Raw genomic sequence first — 17,707 nt, 5'->3', positions numbered from 1 at the left:
CTAATTTCCCCTAACTAAGCTGCAAATTTCCAATGAACCTACTATACTACTAATCCGTATACTTGCAAAGACTTAGATAGAAAAAGACTTATTACGTTTGAGAAAATTTTAGATGCATCAAACGTGATAAGTCTTTTTTAAATACTATTAGAAGCTATTACTTTCTGTCGCTGATTTATTCAATTCTTTTAATCTGCGAATATCTAAACGAATAAGTAAAGAAACAGCCAGAGATACAATAAACATACAAGAGAAAACAAGTAATGTTCCTTGATAGCTTCCTGTTGTGTCACGAATCCATGATACAATGCTAGGTCCAGCAACACCTGCAGCTGACCAAGCTGTAAGAATATAACCATGAATAGCTCCTAGCTGTTTTGTGCCAAAAATATCACCAATATAAGCTGGAATGGACGCGAAACCTCCACCATAGCAAGACATAATTATAAAAATAATGATGGAAAAGGCAATATAATGATGTAAATGTGGCAGTGCAAAGAATGCAACTACTTGAACAGCAAAAAACAAAGTATATACATTGGGTCTGCCGATATAGTCAGAAATTGTAGCCCATGCAATTCTTCCAACTCCATTAAATACACCCATAATCCCAACTAGGGTCGCAGCACCCGCAACTGACATGCCTGCCAATTCCTGTCCCATGGGCGAAGCAACGGCAAGAATAGCAATACCACATGTGATGTTGATAAATAGCATAATCCATAACGCCCAAAATCTTTTTGTTTTAACTGCTTCATTTGCTGTTAATTGTGATAAATCTTCCTTTACTATTACATTACCAGCTTCAACTGATTGCTGAAAACCTTTCGGCAAATAGCCTTTTGGAGGTGCTTCTAAATATTGTGCTGAAACAAATATAATAACAAAATAAACAGCTGCAAGAATATAAAAAGTATTAGATATACCAACTGTATTAATTAAATGATTCATAACTGGGCTACTGATCATTGCAGCAAAACCAAATCCCATAATAGCTAATCCAGTTGCCAATCCTCTGCGGTCCGGAAACCACTTAACTAATGTGGATACAGGAGTAATATACCCAACCCCTAAGCCAATCCCCCCAAACATTCCATAAGTAATGTAGAGAAGTGGTAAAGATTCGATACTTGTAGCAAATCCAGCACCAGCCATCCCTAAACCGAACATACAAGCAGACAACATGCCGGAAGTTCGTGGTCCGTATTTTTCAACAAAATGTCCTAAAAACGCCGCTGATAATCCTAAAAATAAGATCGCAATACTAAAAGTCCAGGAAATACTCGTTAATGTCCAATTATACTGTGATTCAAGCGGCTTTGTAAATACACTCCATGCGTATACAGATCCGATTGAAATATGAATACCAACTGCAGATAAAGCAATAAGCCAACGATTTTTTGTTTTCATTGTAATACCCCTATTGTGTTTATTTGTAAATTATCTTAAATTACATTTTCTAGTCAGCTAGAATAGGTGATGGAAAGTGGCGCGGAAGCTTTCCTTACCCCTTCTAACGCTAAATCCACCGTTTCATTTGTATGCAATACTACTGCCATTCTCCGCCCTTTTGTTGTCTTTGGTTTTCCAAAAATGCGTATTTGGGTATTTTCAAATGATAGCGTTTCTTCTATCCCCTGAATGAAATAGCTGTTACTTTCTTCAGTTGCTTTTAATGTTTTACTAGCACCTGGGCTATGTAGTTTCACTCCTGAAACTGGATACCCTAAAATCGCTCTAACATGTAACGCAAACTCAGAAAGGTCTTGAGTAATCATTGTTACCATTCCAGTATCATGTGGACGTGGTGAGACTTCACTAAAATAAACATCATTTTCCGTTAAAAATAACTCCACACCAAAAATTCCATATCCACCCAGACTATCCGTGATTTTCTTAGCAATCATTTCTGCCTCATCTAATTGTTCAGCCGACATGAAATGAGGCTGCCATGATTCTATATAATCTCCGTCTTTTTGGGTATGCCCAATTGGAGGACAAAAGGTAGTGCCATTAACTGAACGTACGGTTAAAAGCGTAATCTCTGATTCAAATTCAATAAACTCTTCCACTATGACTCTTGTTTTCTTTCCTCTTCCGCCATCAACAGCTTCTTTCCAGGAAAATTCAATTTCATCTATGCTCCGGCAAATACTTTGCCCTTTTCCAGAAGAGCTCATGACTGGCTTTATTACACAAGGAAAACCTATATTATGTACGGCATCTTTCAATTCTGTTATGTTATTGGCAAAGGCATATTTTGCAGTCGGTATGTTCAACGTTTCACTTGCTAATCTTCTTATACCTTCACGATCCATCGTTAAATAGGTAGCTTTAGCAGTTGGAACTACCGAATACCCCTCTTCTTCTAGCTCCATAAGCGCACTCGTTGCAATCGCCTCAATTTCAGGAACAATATAATCTGGTTTTTCTTTTTCAATTATTGCTTTTAATTGGTTAACATCAAGCATATCTACTGTATATGCGCGGTGGGCAACATGACTTGCTGGTGCTTGTTCATAACGATCGACTGCGATTGTTTCTAGTCCCAGTCGCTGCGCTTCGATAATAACCTCTTTACCCAATTCTCCAGAACCTAATAACATAATCTTTCTTGCTTGTGAAGTATTTGGTGCTCCTAACACGATTGCCAATCCCCCTAAACAATTAATTATTCCTTTATTCTGCATAATATCGTAAAAATCTCTTCTATTCAAGTATTTTTTTCTCCATTTCCGAACGTTTTTATAATTTAGTTATTAATAATTCGTATTTTGTTATAATGATGGAAAAATTAATTGTTGATAAGTGTTAGTGCATTTAGGGAAGAGGAACGCTGCTTTTCGTGGAAAGGATGGCGTAAGTGGATTTCATTCAACAAATGAACGCTTTTTTTTGCGAAAAAGATAATATAAGTGGTTTTCATTCTCCAGATGAACGCCACTTTTTGCGGAATAGATGGCATAAGTGGTTTTCATTCAACAAATGAACGCCACTTTTTGCGATAAAGATAGCGTAAGTGGTTTTCATTCTCCAGTTGAACACCACTTTTTGCGGAAAAGATGGCATAAGTGGTTTTCATTCAACAAATGAACGCCACTTTTTGCGGAATAGATAATATAAGTGGTTTTCATTCTCCAGTTGAACACCACTTTTTGCGAAAAAGATAGCGTAAGTGGTTTTCATTCTCCAGATGAACGCCACTTTTTGCGGAAAGGATGGCGTAAGTGGTTTTCATTCAACAAATGAACGCCACTTTTTGCGGAAAGGATGGCGTAAGTGGTTTTCATTCTCCAGATGAACACCACTTTTTGCGATAAAGATAGCGTAAGTGGTTTTCATTCAACAAATGAACGCCACTTTTTGCGGAAAAGATGGCGTAAGTGGATTTCATTCAACAAATGAACGCCACTTTTTACGGAAAAGATGGCATAAGTGGATTTCATTCAACAAATGAACGCTTTTTTTTGCGAAAAAGATAGCGTAAGTGGTTTTCATTCAACAAATGAACGCCACTTTTTGCGGAAAAGATAATATAAGTGGTTTTCATTCTCCAGATGAACGCCACTTTTTGCGGAAAAGATGGTGTAAGTGGTTTTCATTGGCAAATAAATACTTTCTATACAAAAGGAAACAAAACAATCCATGATTAGAGGTTTTTCCTCCTCAATCATGGTTAATTACAAACACCAAACACTCCTGTATCCTTATTAATAAATTGTGAAAGTCTTGCTATCCATTAAGAGTTGAATAAACTATTTCTCCTTTGCAAATAGTTGCTTTCACTTTACCCCTAAACGTTTTGCCTATATAAGGGCTTATTTTATGCTTATAATACAGATCTTCCTTTTGGAGTGTATAGGTTTCATTTAAATCAACAATAGCTATATCTGCATCACTTCCATTTGCGAAACTTCCTTTTTGTGGATAGAGACCGAAGCGTTTAGCTGGGTTCGTACTTGTTATTTTTGCGATAAGCGGAAGAGAAATTCCTCGTTTCCAAAAGCCTTCTTCTAATAAAACAGACAGGGTTGTTTGACAGCCGGCAATTCCACCCCACGCTTCTAATAAATTGCCATTTTTCATCGATGGCAGAGATGGTGAATGATCAGATCCAATCATATCAATTTCCTCTCGTTTGATTGCTTTCCACAAGTCATCTACTTCCTTATCAGAACGCAGGGGTGGAGCACATTTTGCGACTGCTCCTAATTCTTCTAAGTCATCGATTGTTAATGACAAATAATGAGGACATGTTTCGACGCTTATGTCCAGCCCTCGCTTCTTTGCGGAAACTATTGGTTCCAATACTTTCGAACTGCTAATGTGAACAATATGCAGTTTACACTTTGTGGATTCGGCATAAGCAATGATGCGTTGAACAGCCTCCACTTCCGAAAATATCGGTCTTGCATTGGAAAAAGCAAGGCCAAGATTCGTCTGTTGATGGATGATTTCTTTGCTTAAAAACTCTGTAATCGTATCACTTTCTGCATGTACAGCCAAGATACTATGTAAGGCTGCGATTTTTTGCATCGCTTGATATAAAGTGCGGTCATCAGCGCTTTGGAAATCTTCTATCCCGCTATTCGACATAAATGCTTTAAAACCAATGACACCACATTTTACTAATTTTTCAATCTCATCATAATTTCCTGGAACAATTCCGCCCCATAAACGGTAATCAATAATTGATTTTTCCTTTGCTAGCCTTTCTTTTTGCTGGAAACCATATTCTGTTGTTGTAGGTGGATGACTATTTAGAGGCATATCAAAAAATAATGTTGCACCACCAGCAGCTAAGCTTTTGCTGCCTGATTCAAGCCCTTCCCAGTCGCTTCTTCCTGGCTCGTTAAAATGGACATGTGAATCAATAACACCGGGAAATAGATATAGTCCATCCGCATTGAAGATTTTTGTAGCGTTATTTCCGTTAATTTCCGAACCAACCAGGACTATTTTCCCACCCCTTACTCCGACATCAGCTTTATATAATGTTTCCTCATTTACAAGGATTCCATTTTGAATGATTAAATCTAAATCCACCAAGTCATCAGCTCCCCCGATAGGTTTGATATCCCCAGCCAGATAATAATAAAGGAATATGATAATGCGGCTGGGTTTCATCTGTATAAAAACGGATAGGAATCGTGGTGAAAAATGGGTGTTGTTCTTCTAAATGACGATAATACTCTTGTATATGAAATACTAATTCGAATTCTCCAGTCTCTACTTTTTCTAATAGGATAGTGTCGACTCTGCCGTCTTGGTTGGTTATTCCGCTTGCTAAAAAAATTCTTTCAGAATCTAGTAATCTCCACAGCTCAACTTTTATCCCTTTTCCTGGTTTCCCCTTGGATAAATCTAATACATGAGTTGTTATGCCCATTTTCATAATCTATGCACCTTGTCCTTCTGTTTCTAGTTTGACTATTTCCTCTAATCGGAATTTCGATATAGAAAATATCTCGGTTAATGCAGTTTGAAATTCCTCTTCCTTTGTGTGGTTTACACGTTCTTTCATGGACTGATAAACGGAATCCTTGGTATGACCTTTGACAGCTAAGATAAACGGAAAGCCGAATTTCTCGGAATAGGTCTTATTTAAGGCTGCAAATTGCATGTATTCTTGCTCCGATAATTGATTCAAGCCAGCACCTTTTTGTTCCTTACTAGAAGAGGAGGTCATTTTTAACTTCCCGCCTAAATCAGGATGTGCCCGGATTAAATCAAGCTGATCTCCAATTGGCGCTTCCATTACTGCCTGTACCATTAGTTGATAGAGTGTATTTAAGCTTGGAAAGGGGCGATAATTCCAAGTTTTATTGGCAATCCACGGACTATGCTCGAACACCCAGCCAATCTTTTCGATGAATTCCTGTCGATTCATTTGATTAATTTCTGCTATCGTATACATATATTCATCCCTTTTCATCCCGTTTATTAGTTAACAACGTAACAGCTCTTAAAATTCCTTCATATCCTGTACAGCGACAAAGGTTTCCAGATAAAGCAGTCAGTACTTCCGCTCTAGAGGGATGCTCGTTTTCATCTAGTAAACTTTTTAATGCCATTACCATCCCAGGAGTACAGTAACCACACTGTAGTGCGCCCGCCTGTAAAAATGCTTCTTGGATGGGATGAAGATTTTTTTCTGCTAAGCTTTCAATCGTTAAAATTTCTGCATTTTCTAATTGATATGCCATTACTAAACAGGAATTCACCAGCTTTCCGTTCATGATGACTGAGCAAGCACCACACCTACCAGCTTCGCAAGCTATTTTCGTCCCAGTAAAAGTTAAAACCTCCCTAAGAATATCAACAAGGCGAAATGTTGGAGGAAGACTTAGCGTTAAAGATTCTCCATTCACCTTAAAAGTGGTTGTTTCCGTGATTTCATTTGTATCCATTTGCCCCCTCCTAATCTAGTAAACCTTGTTGTTTTTCCAATGCTTGTAATAGTATATCCGCACGCACTGGTAGTTGATTAAGCCATATGCCTGTTGCGTCATGAATGGCGGAAATGATAGCAGGAGCAACAGCAACTGTGCCGATTTCCCCCACACCTCTTGGCCCATAGTCATCTCCGGGGACTAATTCTTCTATGGCTGTTACCGTTGTCTCTATCGGAATATCGAGTATCGTTGGAATAAGATAGGTATCAAAATTTTCATTCATGTATCGGCCATTTTCCATTACTGCATCCTCCATAATCGTAAATCCTAACCCCATATTAGCTCCCCCTTCAATTTGCCCTAAATATCCCATTGGGTTCACTACAGGTCCAGCTGAAATAACATGGTCCATCCTAGTTACTGCAACGATCCCGGTTAAAATATCTATTTCGACCTCTGCTGCTACTCCAGCAAAAGTATATAGGAAGTGACCGCCGTCAATCGAGTTTGGCGTAGTAGGAAAGTGATAGCTTGCTGAAACAGTTGGTAGCTCTTCACATGAATCTGCTAACTGTTTATAGGAAAGAATAAGCGCTGGTCCCTTGTTTTCTTCTTCCTTTTTCCAAATGCCGTTTTTACCAAGGTATAAGCTTTCTTTTGAGCATTTAGTTTGTTTTTCTGCTAATGTAAGGAGTTTTTCGCTAAATGGAGCTTTTAATTTACTGATCCCTAGCCACACCATATTTGTTGCTCGTGAGGCAGTAGAAGATCCAGAATGAGGAACTTTAGCTGTATCACCAATAATAATTTCAATATCACTAGACACGCAAAAAAAGGTATCTGTCATAATCATTTCAATGGTTGAGATTAATCCTTGCCCACATTCTTCGAAACCAAAAGACACCTCTAATTTTCCTGCACTGTTTAAAGCCAATCGGGCACCAGAAGCATCTGCTCTTCCATATCCCAACCCCCCTCCATGCATGGTAATACTATATCCCCTTCCTTTTATTTTCCCATCTCCATCCATCGCATTGGTGTCCAAGTTTTTTTGAAGTATTGCTGACTTGGTAATTTCAGCAAGGACAGCATAAGCACCAGTTGTTGCAACAATAGGCTGATCTACCGGGCCAAAATCTTCTGTCTTGCGTAAATTAGTGAAGCGTAATTTAGTTGAATCTATTTTTGCTTTTTCCGCTAAGCGTTCAATTTGCGTTTCTAATGCAAAGGTGATTTGATTGCCGCCAAATCCTCTGAATTCACCGGCAACGCCGTTATTCGTATAAACGGAATAGCCATTAACATCTACATTTTCGATTATATATGGACCAGTACTATGCTCTACAGCAAAGTCAAGTACTGCCGGTCCTAAAGTCGCATAAGCACCAGTATCTGCCGTAATCTTCACTTGGTGGGCAATTATTTTTCCAGATGCATCGGCACCTGTCTTCATATAGATTTTCATTGGATGTCTTTTTAAACCAGCCTTAATCGATATTCTTCTTGATTGATGGATTTTCACCGGTCGCTGTGTTTTTAATGCCAGCAAGCTGATATAGGGCTGAACATTTAATTCGTCCTTCCCTCCAAATGAGCCCCCAATCGGGCTAGAGATAATCCGGATTTTTTCCAGCGGGAGTGTTAAAATTCGAGAAAGCTGCAGCTGATCTTTAAAACCATGCTGGGTTGGTGCATAAATGGTAATGCCTCCTGCTTCATCTGGTACAGCCACACCACCTTCCGTTTCCATATAAGCATGCATTTGTCTTGGTGTCTGATACGTTTCTTCTATGATCCATTCACACTTATTAAAAGCTTCCTCTATATTGCTTTTTCCCTTCTTAAAAGCAGCATGGTGAAGGAGATTTCCTTCTTTATGCAGCCTGATTGCAGTGTCTTTTAAGGCTTCATCTGGATCTGTTATTGTCTGCAACGGCTGATACTTTACTTTAATTAAGGAAATGGCTTTTTGTGCTATTTCCTTTGTTCTAGCCGCAACAGCGGCAATTGCGTCGCCTACATATCTGACTTTCTCTTCACAAAAGACAGGTTGATCCTGTATAACAATCCCAAAGCCATTTAAGCCTGGTACATCCTTATAGGTGATAACAGCAAAAACCCCAGCAAGCTCTTCTGCTTCTTTAGTATCAATCGATTCAATTTCCGCATGAGGATATTCACTTCTTAGAACGGTTCCATAGAGCATATTAGGAAACGTTAAGTCTGTTAAATACTTAAGTTTTCCGGTCACTTTAGGCTCGCCGTCTCTTCTTATTTTCCAACGACTACCAGCGCTTTCGATATCAAGAACCATTTTAACAACTCCCTTCTTCTCTATTGGAGTAATTCTTTCATATTAGCAACAATTACGTTTGCTGCGACTTTTTTGCGATAAGCTTCTGATATAAAGGGATCTGTATAAGAAGAGAAATCTTCCTGAATTACTTTAAAGATGCGGGACCAATCAATAGCACTATGTGAGCGGGTAAACTCCCTTTCTGTGCTTATAAGACGAGTCGGAATGTGACTGCCGCCGCCAATTGCAATTCTTATTATTCTTATATTTTTTTCTTCAAACTCTAGATACCCTGCAATCGAGATAATAGCGGCAGTAAAACTGGCCCGTCTACCAATCTTTTTAAAAAAAGAATATGTTTCTGTCTTCGGTGCTGCTATTGGTATGAGCACTTTTGTTAACAATTCAGATGAGTGGCTTTTTTGTGATGCCAGCCAATCCTTTAATGTGACCAAGTAGGTCTCCTTGCCATTAAAAAATGTTAATTGTGCCTCCAAAACTAATAAAGCAGGAATGCAATCACCAATTTTGCTGCATATATTTCCGCCAATTGTTCCTCTGTTACGGATAGCAGGAGCTGCTATCTTTTCACATGCTGCTACTATAAGCGGAGCCTTTTTTTGTACCAATGGGTTGATTAAACAATCAGAAATAGACATGCCTGCACCAATCTGCAAGAAATATTGACCATTTCGCTCTACTTCTGAGATTCCTTTTAACTCTATTAATTTTTCTGTACTAATAAGATGGTTTGGCTTGTCATGACCTGCTTCCCAATTTACTTGAAGGATCGTTCCGCCAGAAATGAAGGCATAATCTGATTCATTCCATTTATTAATAGCAGCTAGGGTGGTAGGTATTTCCACAGTAGTCGGATAATTGAGTGTTGAAACATGCATGTTATTCCCTCCTTTTCAGCACTTTTTCATAATCATTTTTTGTATCAATATCAATAAAATATTCTTCTTCAGAAAATTCAATCTTTTCTCCTTGCAATATACCATCTTTTAATAATTTTCTAGCTCCTTTATCTCCTTCTAGCTGGTTTACATCTGATAATGCGCTCTGATGGAACAAAATCGGTGGTTTGTATACTCCATTATGCATGCTTGCTACATATTTATATGGAGGGTGTAATGGAGTAGTCACGATTTTATCAATCATATCATGGGTAATGAAAGGTTGATCTGCTAAACATACAAGAATCTTTTCAGCTTGTTGCTCGATAGCTGCTCTAAACCCTTTTTTTAAGGAATAAGATTGTCCTAGAGACGATTCGTCACAATTAATCACTTTCCCTTTTTTTCCATTTAATAAGAGTTTATTGACAGGAGTTATCCAGTTTAAGTCATCGTCTGGTTGGGTGATAACAATTACAAAATCAACAAATGGCGAGGTCAGCAACACGGATAATGCATGATTACCTACTGGTTCATTCCGAAGAGGAAGGGACAGTTTATGTTCACCCATCCTCTTGCTATTCCCTGCTGCTAAATATAGAGCTGCAATCATCCAATTTTCCCCATAACAGAATTCTTGCTATTTTTTATCTTAATTAATTGTGCTGTTATACTAATGGCGATTTCTTCTGGGCTTTCTGAATGAATAGATATCCCCACTGGATAGTGGACCCAATCTGGCTTTATTTTTTCTGCCAATAATTTTTCCGATCTCTTTTTGGAGCCTAATAAGCCTAAGAATTTCACCCTTCGTTCCAAAAGTAAATGTACGAATTCCTGATCTTTACTAAAGTTGTGTGTCATCAATAATAGATAATCATTTTCTGAGGGATTTATTGCGTCTAGTACCTGAGTCGGAGAACCTATTTGGTATTCTTTTGCATCAGGGAAATTATCTACTGAACAATTAGCTTCTCGCCAATCAGATAAAATGACATAAAACCCAGCTTTGCTTGCAAAATAAACAACTGGCCTAACATCAGGTCCTGCCCCATAGATAATTAATCTTGGTTGAGGAGAGAGAACTTGTGTAAATATATAATTATTTCCGGTATCCAAAAAAGAAGTTAATGCTGGATTTGTTTCTTCTTTTCCTAGTGGAATAACCGTATTAACAAGGAATTTATTTATTTTATGGAAACTCTTAATAAGTTTGACACTTTCTCCTTTTTGCATATATGATTTTAATTGCTGAAAAACAGCGCTTGTTGCTGGTGTGATCGGTTCAACCATAATATAAATTTTCCCATCACATCCAACGCCTTGCCCCCATGTTAAGTCATCTTCAGATCGCAGATCGTATTCCATCAGAAAGGCTTTTGCTTCTTTCTGCATTTCGATTCGTGCGAGTAAATCCTGTTCTACACATCCGCCTGTTAGTAATCCCTCTTCTTTACCGGTCTCTGTGATGTACATCAAAGTTCCTTCTTTTCGGTAGGCTGTTCCTTCCACATTCACAATTGTCGCTAAATAATTGTTTTTTTCCATTGCAATAACCGCATCAATAACAGCATAATGATCGGAAGACATGCTAACTCCTCCATTCCAATCAAATTTTTAGTCGGATCGAAAATAATTGTTACCTTTTATTACATTGGATGTTATTACATCATATTAATTCCTTCCCTTTTATATGTCATTGGACTAATTAAATAATAATCAAAGAGGTAATTAGATAAATTGAACAAATTATCTAAAAATTACAAAAGAATTGTTGAGGTTTCAAAATATTTGTATTCATTTTTACTAGCTTTATATATTTACATTTCCTTGATTATCAACTATAATTCTCATATCTTGGATTAAAAAATTCTTCTTTTCGTCTTTCTTATTTATTCTTTTATTTAATTAAATGAGGTGGACTATGAATAAAGAAATTATTAAATTTATTAGGAAAAATTACGAAATGACACAGAGAGATTTTGCCCGTGTTTTAAATTGCAGCTTTGCATTAATTGCTTTAGTGGAAGTCGGAAAGCGAAGAGTTAGTAAAGATTTAGAAAATAAGATTAGACAAACGTTTAACATTGACGATCAAGATATCGCCTCCATTACATCCATAATATCAGAAATTAGTAAAGGAATTCCTCCGTTTATGTAATTTCTAGAAGAAAATAGCAAGTACATACAGATCCCTCATGTTGTGTTTTATGTAGATACTTTCTATTTTCTTCTATTTAAAAATTATCCTCCCTGCACCCTTTTTTCTCTCTCCCAATAGGATAAAGAAGGAGAAAGGAGGGGAAAAATGCCTATTAATGAACATCACAGCAATTCTTCAAAAATTTATCTTCCCAAACTTTCTGCAGAAAGTTTAAATAATCAATCCCGTTACCACCATAATTATTTACAGGAATATCTTTTTAAACAGCACAAACAAAATGAGCAACTAATGACATTATGGAATAAATTTCAGGAAGATTCGATTGAGAAACAGAAGAAGCATCTTCAACAATTTAACGAAATCGATTCAAAATTAGAACTTAATGATTCAGCTACAAAGGAGCTTTTAACTAAATTTACTGCTTTGGATAATGAAACATCCAAAATAGAAGAACAACTTGACACTATTATCTTACTAGCGCAGGAGCAAAAAGATTTAACAGAGGAAGAATCTCTGCGGCAAACAGCTTTATTTGACCAGTTATCTTTTCAGGAGAAAGATATTGTGATGATTTCTAATAAAATGGAAGACTTTAATCAGCTTGCTACAGATGTGAAAACAAAAATCACGGAAACAGAAACGAACTATCAACATATTGCAGAAAAGCTGGATTTACAAGAAATATTTCAGCAAACCTTATTAGAAAGCATGAAGGAAACAACTGGGAGCGTCAATAAAATCAGTCGACAGCTCGACTATCTAAAAGAAGTTATCTTCGAAAGAATACACTATTTAGCGGAAAAAATAGAAAACAATATCAAAAGCATCTCACAGCCAATTCAGCGATTCTTCGTTTCTTCTGAAAAGGATGAAACGATAAAAAAATAAAATGGTAACTGGTTTATAACCAAATAAAAAAACCTAAACAATTATACGAAGATGCTAATAAAAACATTCGTATAATCGTCTAGGTTTATTTTTTGTTGGAATACTTTCCAGCACTATTTACTTAATCAAGAATTTTTACTGATACTTGTTTTCTTCCCCACTCTAATGCTTTCGCTTGAGATGGAACAAAAACATCGATTTTCTTCCCTTTAATTGCTCCACCTGTATCACCAGCAATTGCAGTACCATATCCTTCAACATAGACCTTAGAGCCAAGAGGAATTACGTTAGGATCAACTGAGATAACCTTTTTATCTGGATTATCCTTTAAATTAATTCCAGTTGCTGTAACACCAGAACAGCCTTCACAATTTGCTGTATATGCTGTTGCAGTGACTGTGATTTCTTTTGCTGCTGAATTTGTACTTTCAGCCTTTACTGTATTATCTGCTTTAACCGGCTTGTTAACTGGCTTTGATTCTGACGTTTTTTGTTCAGAACCTTCTTTGGAAACAATCAATACATCATCCTTATGTATTGTATCACTATTCAGCTTATTCCAATCCTTCAGCTGATCTACAGTTGTATTATATTTTTTAGAGATTTTCCATAGATTATCTCCCGCTTTTACTTTGTATTTCTTTACCTCTTTAATAGTAAGTGTATCATCCACTTTAATGATATCACTATCTAAATCATTCCATCTTTTTATATCATCAACACTTACCTTTTTTTCTTGTGAAATAGACCAAAGGGTATCTCCTTTTTCAACTTTCATTTCTTCTGCACCTACAAACGGAGCAGCTGTAGTTAGTATTGACGCACAAGTTAGAATAGAAAAGATTTTTTTCATTTTATACCTCCTAAAATAGCTCCAGTTGAGCTAACAGGTATAATCTTAACATGAAAAACGTCAAAAAAAAGAACAGGCAGTTGTTAATTCGATTACGTATATGACAATCCAATAACAAACACAATACGAATCGTCAGAATAATCAACTAACTTACACCTGTTTTCTTTTTAAACATATTTTTTAATGAACGGAAGGTAAGGTTATATGGAAGCTTGTTCCTTTATTTAATTCACTGTCAACATATACTTTTCCATTTAAATTCTCAATTATTTTGAAACTGACCATTAGTCCAAGTCCATTGCCTTCTTTTTTAGTTGTAAAGAAGGGCTCACCTATTTTTTTTAGTTGCTCTTTTGACATGCCAATTCCGCTGTCTTTGATTAAAATGGAAATATTCCCCTTTTCTTTTTTTACATTTATATCAATAGATCCCCCATCAGGCATTGCTTCGACCGCGTTCTTTATAAAGTTCAAGAAAACCTGTTTTAATTTATTCTCGTCACATTCTACGAAAGGATTGGAATCTTCGTAGTAGCGATTCAATTGGATTTTATTTTTTCGCAGCTGGTAATCTAAAATCGAAAGAACATTATCTATAATAGGAAGTAGCGGTTTTTTCTCTAATACAGAAACAGTCGGCTTAGAAAGAAGCATGAATTCCTCGACAATAGAGTTTACTCTTTCAATTTCATCTAGAATAATCTCAAAGTATTCCTGTCGATCTTTCTCGGTTTCATCCATACTCAAAAATTCCGCATATCCTTTTATGGAAGTTAGAGGGTTGCGGATCTCATGAGCAACACCAGCTGCTAATTGACCAATCGCGGCTAATTTATCTTGTCGATGAAGAACTTCTTCTGTTCGTTTCTTTTCTGTAATATCATTTCTAATAGCTAAGTATTGATAAGGCTTATTGTTTTTATCTAAAAAAGGGACTATAGTTGTGTCCACCCAATAATAGGAGCCATCTTTCCTTTTATTTCGGATTTCCCCCTTCCAAATTTCTCCTTTTCCAATTGTTTGCCAAACATTTCGGAAAAAATCTTTTGAATGATAGCCAGAATTTACAATACGATGGGTCTTCCCGATTAATTCCTGTCTACTATATCCGGATATCTCACAAAATTTAGAATTAACATTTGTAATAATTCCTCTTTTATCTGTAAATGCAATAATACTTGATTGTTCTAATGCATAGGTAATGTCACTTACTTCACGTACAGACTCTTCCAGTTGATGCTGAACCATTTTTTGCTCTGTAATGTCACGTCTTATTGCTACATACTGATAAGGTGCCCCCTCCTTATTTAAAAAAGGGACTATTACGGTATCAACCCAATATAGCGTACCATCCTTTGCTTTATTGAGTATCTCCCCTTTCCATATCTCCCCTTTTTTAATCGTATTCCATAATTGTCGAAAAAACTCAGGCGAATGATGGCCAGAATTCAAAATACGATGATTTTGTCCTAACAATTCCTCACGACTATACTTCGATACTTCCACAAATTTATCGTTTACATATGTAATCATTCCATTATTATCAGTAAAAGCAACGATTGCAGACTCATCCAAAGCATGCTGCATATCTCTCACATTAATTGCTCCTACATCCATTCGTTCTCCAATTAAGGTACTTGTTCCAATTAACCCACCTAAAACTAAGACAGAAACAAATAATGCAATGTAAATAATGAAGCTGCTTTGATAGGAATCCCTCACAACGGAAACTTCTGGTGCACTTACATCACTTAAGAGAATGAAATGACTGATCATACACACTCCTGTCATTAGTAAACTACATACAGGACGTATCCATTTTTTAAAAACGGCAGAGATATTAACAGGATAAAATGATAGCCATATCGAAATAAAAAATACAAAAAATAACAATAAAAAACTGATAAATAATTGCGGAATTTGATAATATACTATACTGCCGATTGAATAAAAACCAATAATGGATACTGATAATAAAGAAAGACTAAAAAAGAAAGCAGATACATAAATCCTTCTCTTCTTTTTTTTCTTATCTAATAGCGCATAAAATGCCATACCACTAAAGCATATGCCTACTACCATTGATAAGATAGTGATAGGGATATTATAGTTAGCAGTTGCATACACATTTTTAATCATCATATCAATAAAACTTAAAATCCAAAATCCAAAACCTATCGTAAATGTGCTTGCTAAAAACAAAAATCTACTATTTTTCTCTCCATTTTTTACTAATTGAAATAAATCAAACGAAGAATAGCATGCCATATATACGATTAGGATACTAATGAAAATTAATATGGAGTTATACAACAAAAATCCTCCTAATCTATTTTTTGCATTCTATTTGATTGTAAATCAAATAAAACAGATAAGAAAGCATTTTTGTATAAATGATTCACAAAATAGCCACATAACCATTCGTCTGTGGAGAGATTTAATAGTGGGATATGAAAGGACTTGAATATTTTATGAAGAAAGTCGAAGAGTTTCCTAAATAAGGATATTGATTAGGAAATCTCGACGACTTGGCACAACAAAAATAAATATATTTATCAAGTTTTCGCGATTAATAATTAATTACTGATTTGAGGAAGCTCTCTCATTTCAGCTGTTGTCTGATCTCCGCATAAAGGACAAAGAAGATCGTCTGTAGCAAAATCCTTTCTCATCCACCCGTTACAGGAATTACATGCATATACTTCCATACTCATTAACACTTCTTCCGGTTTTTCTTCCACACCTTTCCGATTAAAAAACATATGAGCACGCCCCCTTTTTAAACTATTATTGCCAGCACTTCTAATAATTATGTATGTAAACCAAAACATTGAAAGAAATAAACCACCTATTACTACTTACAATCATAATGGGTAGTACCCATTTACCATCCATTTTCTTTAAAGCGAAAAAAATGAACAAATATTTTTCAAAATCTGTAACTAAGTGTAATCGTTATGGTAATATGATGAAAACTCAACGTGAAGGAGCTAATAATGTCTACAAAGTTATTTTATTCAACTCCATATGAAACAAAATGGACAACCACCATAAAGGAAGTTATCGAAACGAAAAATCAAATTTATGTCCTTTTAAAAGAAACAGCGTTTTATCCAGAAGGTGGAGGTCAACCAGCAGATACTGGATTCATTGACGGGATTCGTGTCGTAGATGTACAGATGAAGGATAATCAAATTTATCACCTTATGGAAAGAAAACCAGAAAATAAACTCGTATCATGTGAATTAGATTGGGATAGACGATATGATCATATGCAGCAGCATACTGCTCAGCACATGTTATCAGCTGTTTTGGAAGAATTATATCAAATTCCAACAGTTAGCTTTCATTTAGGAAAAGAGTACACAACAATTGATATAGATACAGCTGATCTAACAAAGGAACAAATGACTCAACTAGAAAAATCCTGTAATTCCTATATTATGAAAAACTTAGAAATCAAAACGCATATTACAACCTATGAACAAGTGAGTAAATTTCCTTTAAGAAAGCTGCCAAAAGTAACTGGTGATATAAGAATCGTGGAAATCGATAATTGGGATTTTTCTGCATGTGCTGGAACACATGTAGGCAGAACTGGAGAATTAGGCGTCTTTAAAATATTGAAAACTGAAAAACATCGTGGTCAAACGAGGATTTTCTTTTTAAGTGGGTGGAGAGCCATTCGTGACTATCAAACAGCACAATCTATATTAGATAACTTAGGAACGTTTTTTAAAACAAATAAACTGCAGCTTGAAGATCGTGTAAATAAAGTGGAATTAGAGAAAAAGGCATTAACTAAAGAATTAGAAACACTAAAAAGAGAAAATATAGCGTTTTTAGCAGAACAAATTCTTTCGACACATACAGAAAAAGTAATTTTCCTTTCATTTGCAGACAAAACAATCAAGGATTTATCTATTCTTGCCAAATATCTATTGCAAAAACAATCTAGCAGCATTATTCTCCTGAGTTCGGAAACAGATAAAAAAATACTAATACAGCAGAATGGTGATTATCCTCTTCATTGTGGAAAGTTTCTTAAGGAAACAATCCAAGGATATGAAGGGAAAGGTGGTGGCAATGTACTGCAAGCACAAGGTACGTTCTCTTCCGTTTTACAATTAAATGCCTGCCTAAAGGAACTAAGACAAAGATTAGATGAGAGTATATAAAAAACTAAAAACGTCCTCGAGATAACGGCTCTG

The 17,707-nt window shown here is 36.0% G+C and carries 16 protein-coding genes; 3 read left to right on the top strand and 13 right to left on the bottom strand.

Annotation, left to right across the window (positions count from 1 at the left end; translation table 11 throughout):
* Window positions 1-147 precede the first annotated feature (147 nt).
* The 10 genes from NX902_RS12420 to NX902_RS12375 form a co-directional block, all read right to left on the bottom strand.
* Window positions 148-1,410, bottom strand: coding sequence for an L-lactate MFS transporter (locus NX902_RS12420; protein ID WP_204259878.1), 1,263 nt, complete (start codon window positions 1,408-1,410; stop codon window positions 148-150).
* A gap of 53 nt (window positions 1,411-1,463) precedes the next feature.
* Window positions 1,464-2,645 carry a formate-dependent phosphoribosylglycinamide formyltransferase gene (gene purT / locus NX902_RS12415; RefSeq protein WP_123259120.1) on the bottom strand — a complete coding sequence of 394 codons (1,182 nt, stop codon included), beginning with the start codon at window positions 2,643-2,645 and terminating at the stop codon, window positions 1,464-1,466.
* A 1,087-nt stretch (window positions 2,646-3,732) separates the two neighbouring features.
* Window positions 3,733-5,046, bottom strand: coding sequence for an allantoinase (locus NX902_RS12410; RefSeq protein ID WP_341161076.1), 1,314 nt, complete (start codon window positions 5,044-5,046; stop codon window positions 3,733-3,735).
* A gap of 7 nt (window positions 5,047-5,053) precedes the next feature.
* Window positions 5,054-5,389, bottom strand: a complete 336-nt coding sequence (uraH, locus tag NX902_RS12405; protein WP_095328774.1) for a hydroxyisourate hydrolase — start codon at window positions 5,387-5,389, stop codon at window positions 5,054-5,056.
* A 9-nt stretch (window positions 5,390-5,398) separates the two neighbouring features.
* On the bottom strand, window positions 5,399-5,917 hold the full coding sequence (gene uraD / locus NX902_RS12400) for a 2-oxo-4-hydroxy-4-carboxy-5-ureidoimidazoline decarboxylase (RefSeq protein ID WP_123257678.1): 519 nt from the start codon (window positions 5,915-5,917) through the stop codon (window positions 5,399-5,401).
* A gap of 4 nt (window positions 5,918-5,921) precedes the next feature.
* Entirely contained in the window at window positions 5,922-6,410 is a 489-nt protein-coding gene (locus NX902_RS12395) for a (2Fe-2S)-binding protein (protein WP_123257677.1), read from the bottom strand.
* A gap of 10 nt (window positions 6,411-6,420) precedes the next feature.
* A complete protein-coding gene (gene pucD, locus NX902_RS12390) occupies window positions 6,421-8,709 on the bottom strand; it encodes a xanthine dehydrogenase subunit D (RefSeq protein WP_163186876.1) in 2,289 nt (762 codons plus the stop codon).
* A 20-nt stretch (window positions 8,710-8,729) separates the two neighbouring features.
* Complete coding sequence (locus tag NX902_RS12385) at window positions 8,730-9,590, bottom strand: FAD binding domain-containing protein (protein WP_123257675.1); 861 nt, start codon at window positions 9,588-9,590, stop codon at window positions 8,730-8,732.
* A gap of 1 nt (window position 9,591) precedes the next feature.
* Window positions 9,592-10,203 (bottom strand): nucleotidyltransferase family protein, encoded by a 612-nt coding sequence (locus NX902_RS12380; protein ID WP_095328767.1) that lies wholly within the window; start codon window positions 10,201-10,203, stop codon window positions 9,592-9,594.
* A complete protein-coding gene (locus NX902_RS12375) occupies window positions 10,200-11,180 on the bottom strand; it encodes an XdhC family protein (RefSeq protein ID WP_163186878.1) in 981 nt (326 codons plus the stop codon). Before NX902_RS12375 ends, NX902_RS12380 begins: the two co-directional genes overlap by 4 nt.
* Before the next feature lie 334 nt (window positions 11,181-11,514).
* Between NX902_RS12375 and NX902_RS12370 the strand changes: the two genes are divergently transcribed.
* Together NX902_RS12370 and NX902_RS12365 are read left to right on the top strand one after the other, a co-directional pair.
* The gene (locus NX902_RS12370; RefSeq protein ID WP_047943419.1) at window positions 11,515-11,751 is read left to right on the top strand and encodes a helix-turn-helix domain-containing protein; all 237 of its coding nucleotides are present in this window, start codon (window positions 11,515-11,517) and stop codon (window positions 11,749-11,751) included.
* A 147-nt stretch (window positions 11,752-11,898) separates the two neighbouring features.
* Window positions 11,899-12,642 (top strand): hypothetical protein, encoded by a 744-nt coding sequence (locus NX902_RS12365; protein WP_163186880.1) that lies wholly within the window; start codon window positions 11,899-11,901, stop codon window positions 12,640-12,642.
* A gap of 121 nt (window positions 12,643-12,763) precedes the next feature.
* Here NX902_RS12365 and NX902_RS12360 read toward each other — a convergent pair whose 3' ends face one another.
* From NX902_RS12360 to NX902_RS12350, 3 genes are all read right to left on the bottom strand, one after another.
* Entirely contained in the window at window positions 12,764-13,495 is a 732-nt protein-coding gene (locus tag NX902_RS12360) for a 3D domain-containing protein (protein WP_095328764.1), read from the bottom strand.
* 181 nt (window positions 13,496-13,676) lie between these two features.
* A complete protein-coding gene (locus NX902_RS12355) occupies window positions 13,677-15,809 on the bottom strand; it encodes a PAS domain S-box protein (RefSeq protein WP_235850202.1) in 2,133 nt (710 codons plus the stop codon).
* 263 nt (window positions 15,810-16,072) lie between these two features.
* On the bottom strand, window positions 16,073-16,258 hold the full coding sequence (locus tag NX902_RS12350) for a cold-inducible protein YdjO-related protein (RefSeq protein WP_095328763.1): 186 nt from the start codon (window positions 16,256-16,258) through the stop codon (window positions 16,073-16,075).
* Between the two features lie 234 nt (window positions 16,259-16,492).
* On the opposite strand from NX902_RS12350, the gene NX902_RS12345 reads away from it, so the two are divergent.
* The gene (locus tag NX902_RS12345; protein WP_095328762.1) at window positions 16,493-17,674 is read left to right on the top strand and encodes an alanyl-tRNA editing protein; all 1,182 of its coding nucleotides are present in this window, start codon (window positions 16,493-16,495) and stop codon (window positions 17,672-17,674) included.
* Window positions 17,675-17,707 lie beyond the last annotated feature (33 nt).

Origin of the sequence: Niallia sp. FSL W8-0954, from assembly GCF_038005605.1 — a bacterium.
GTDB classification, from domain to species: domain Bacteria; phylum Bacillota; class Bacilli; order Bacillales; family Cytobacillaceae; genus Niallia; species Niallia circulans_A.
The sequence above is the reverse complement of the archived record's forward strand: the minus strand, read 5'-3'. Positions and strand labels throughout refer to the sequence as shown.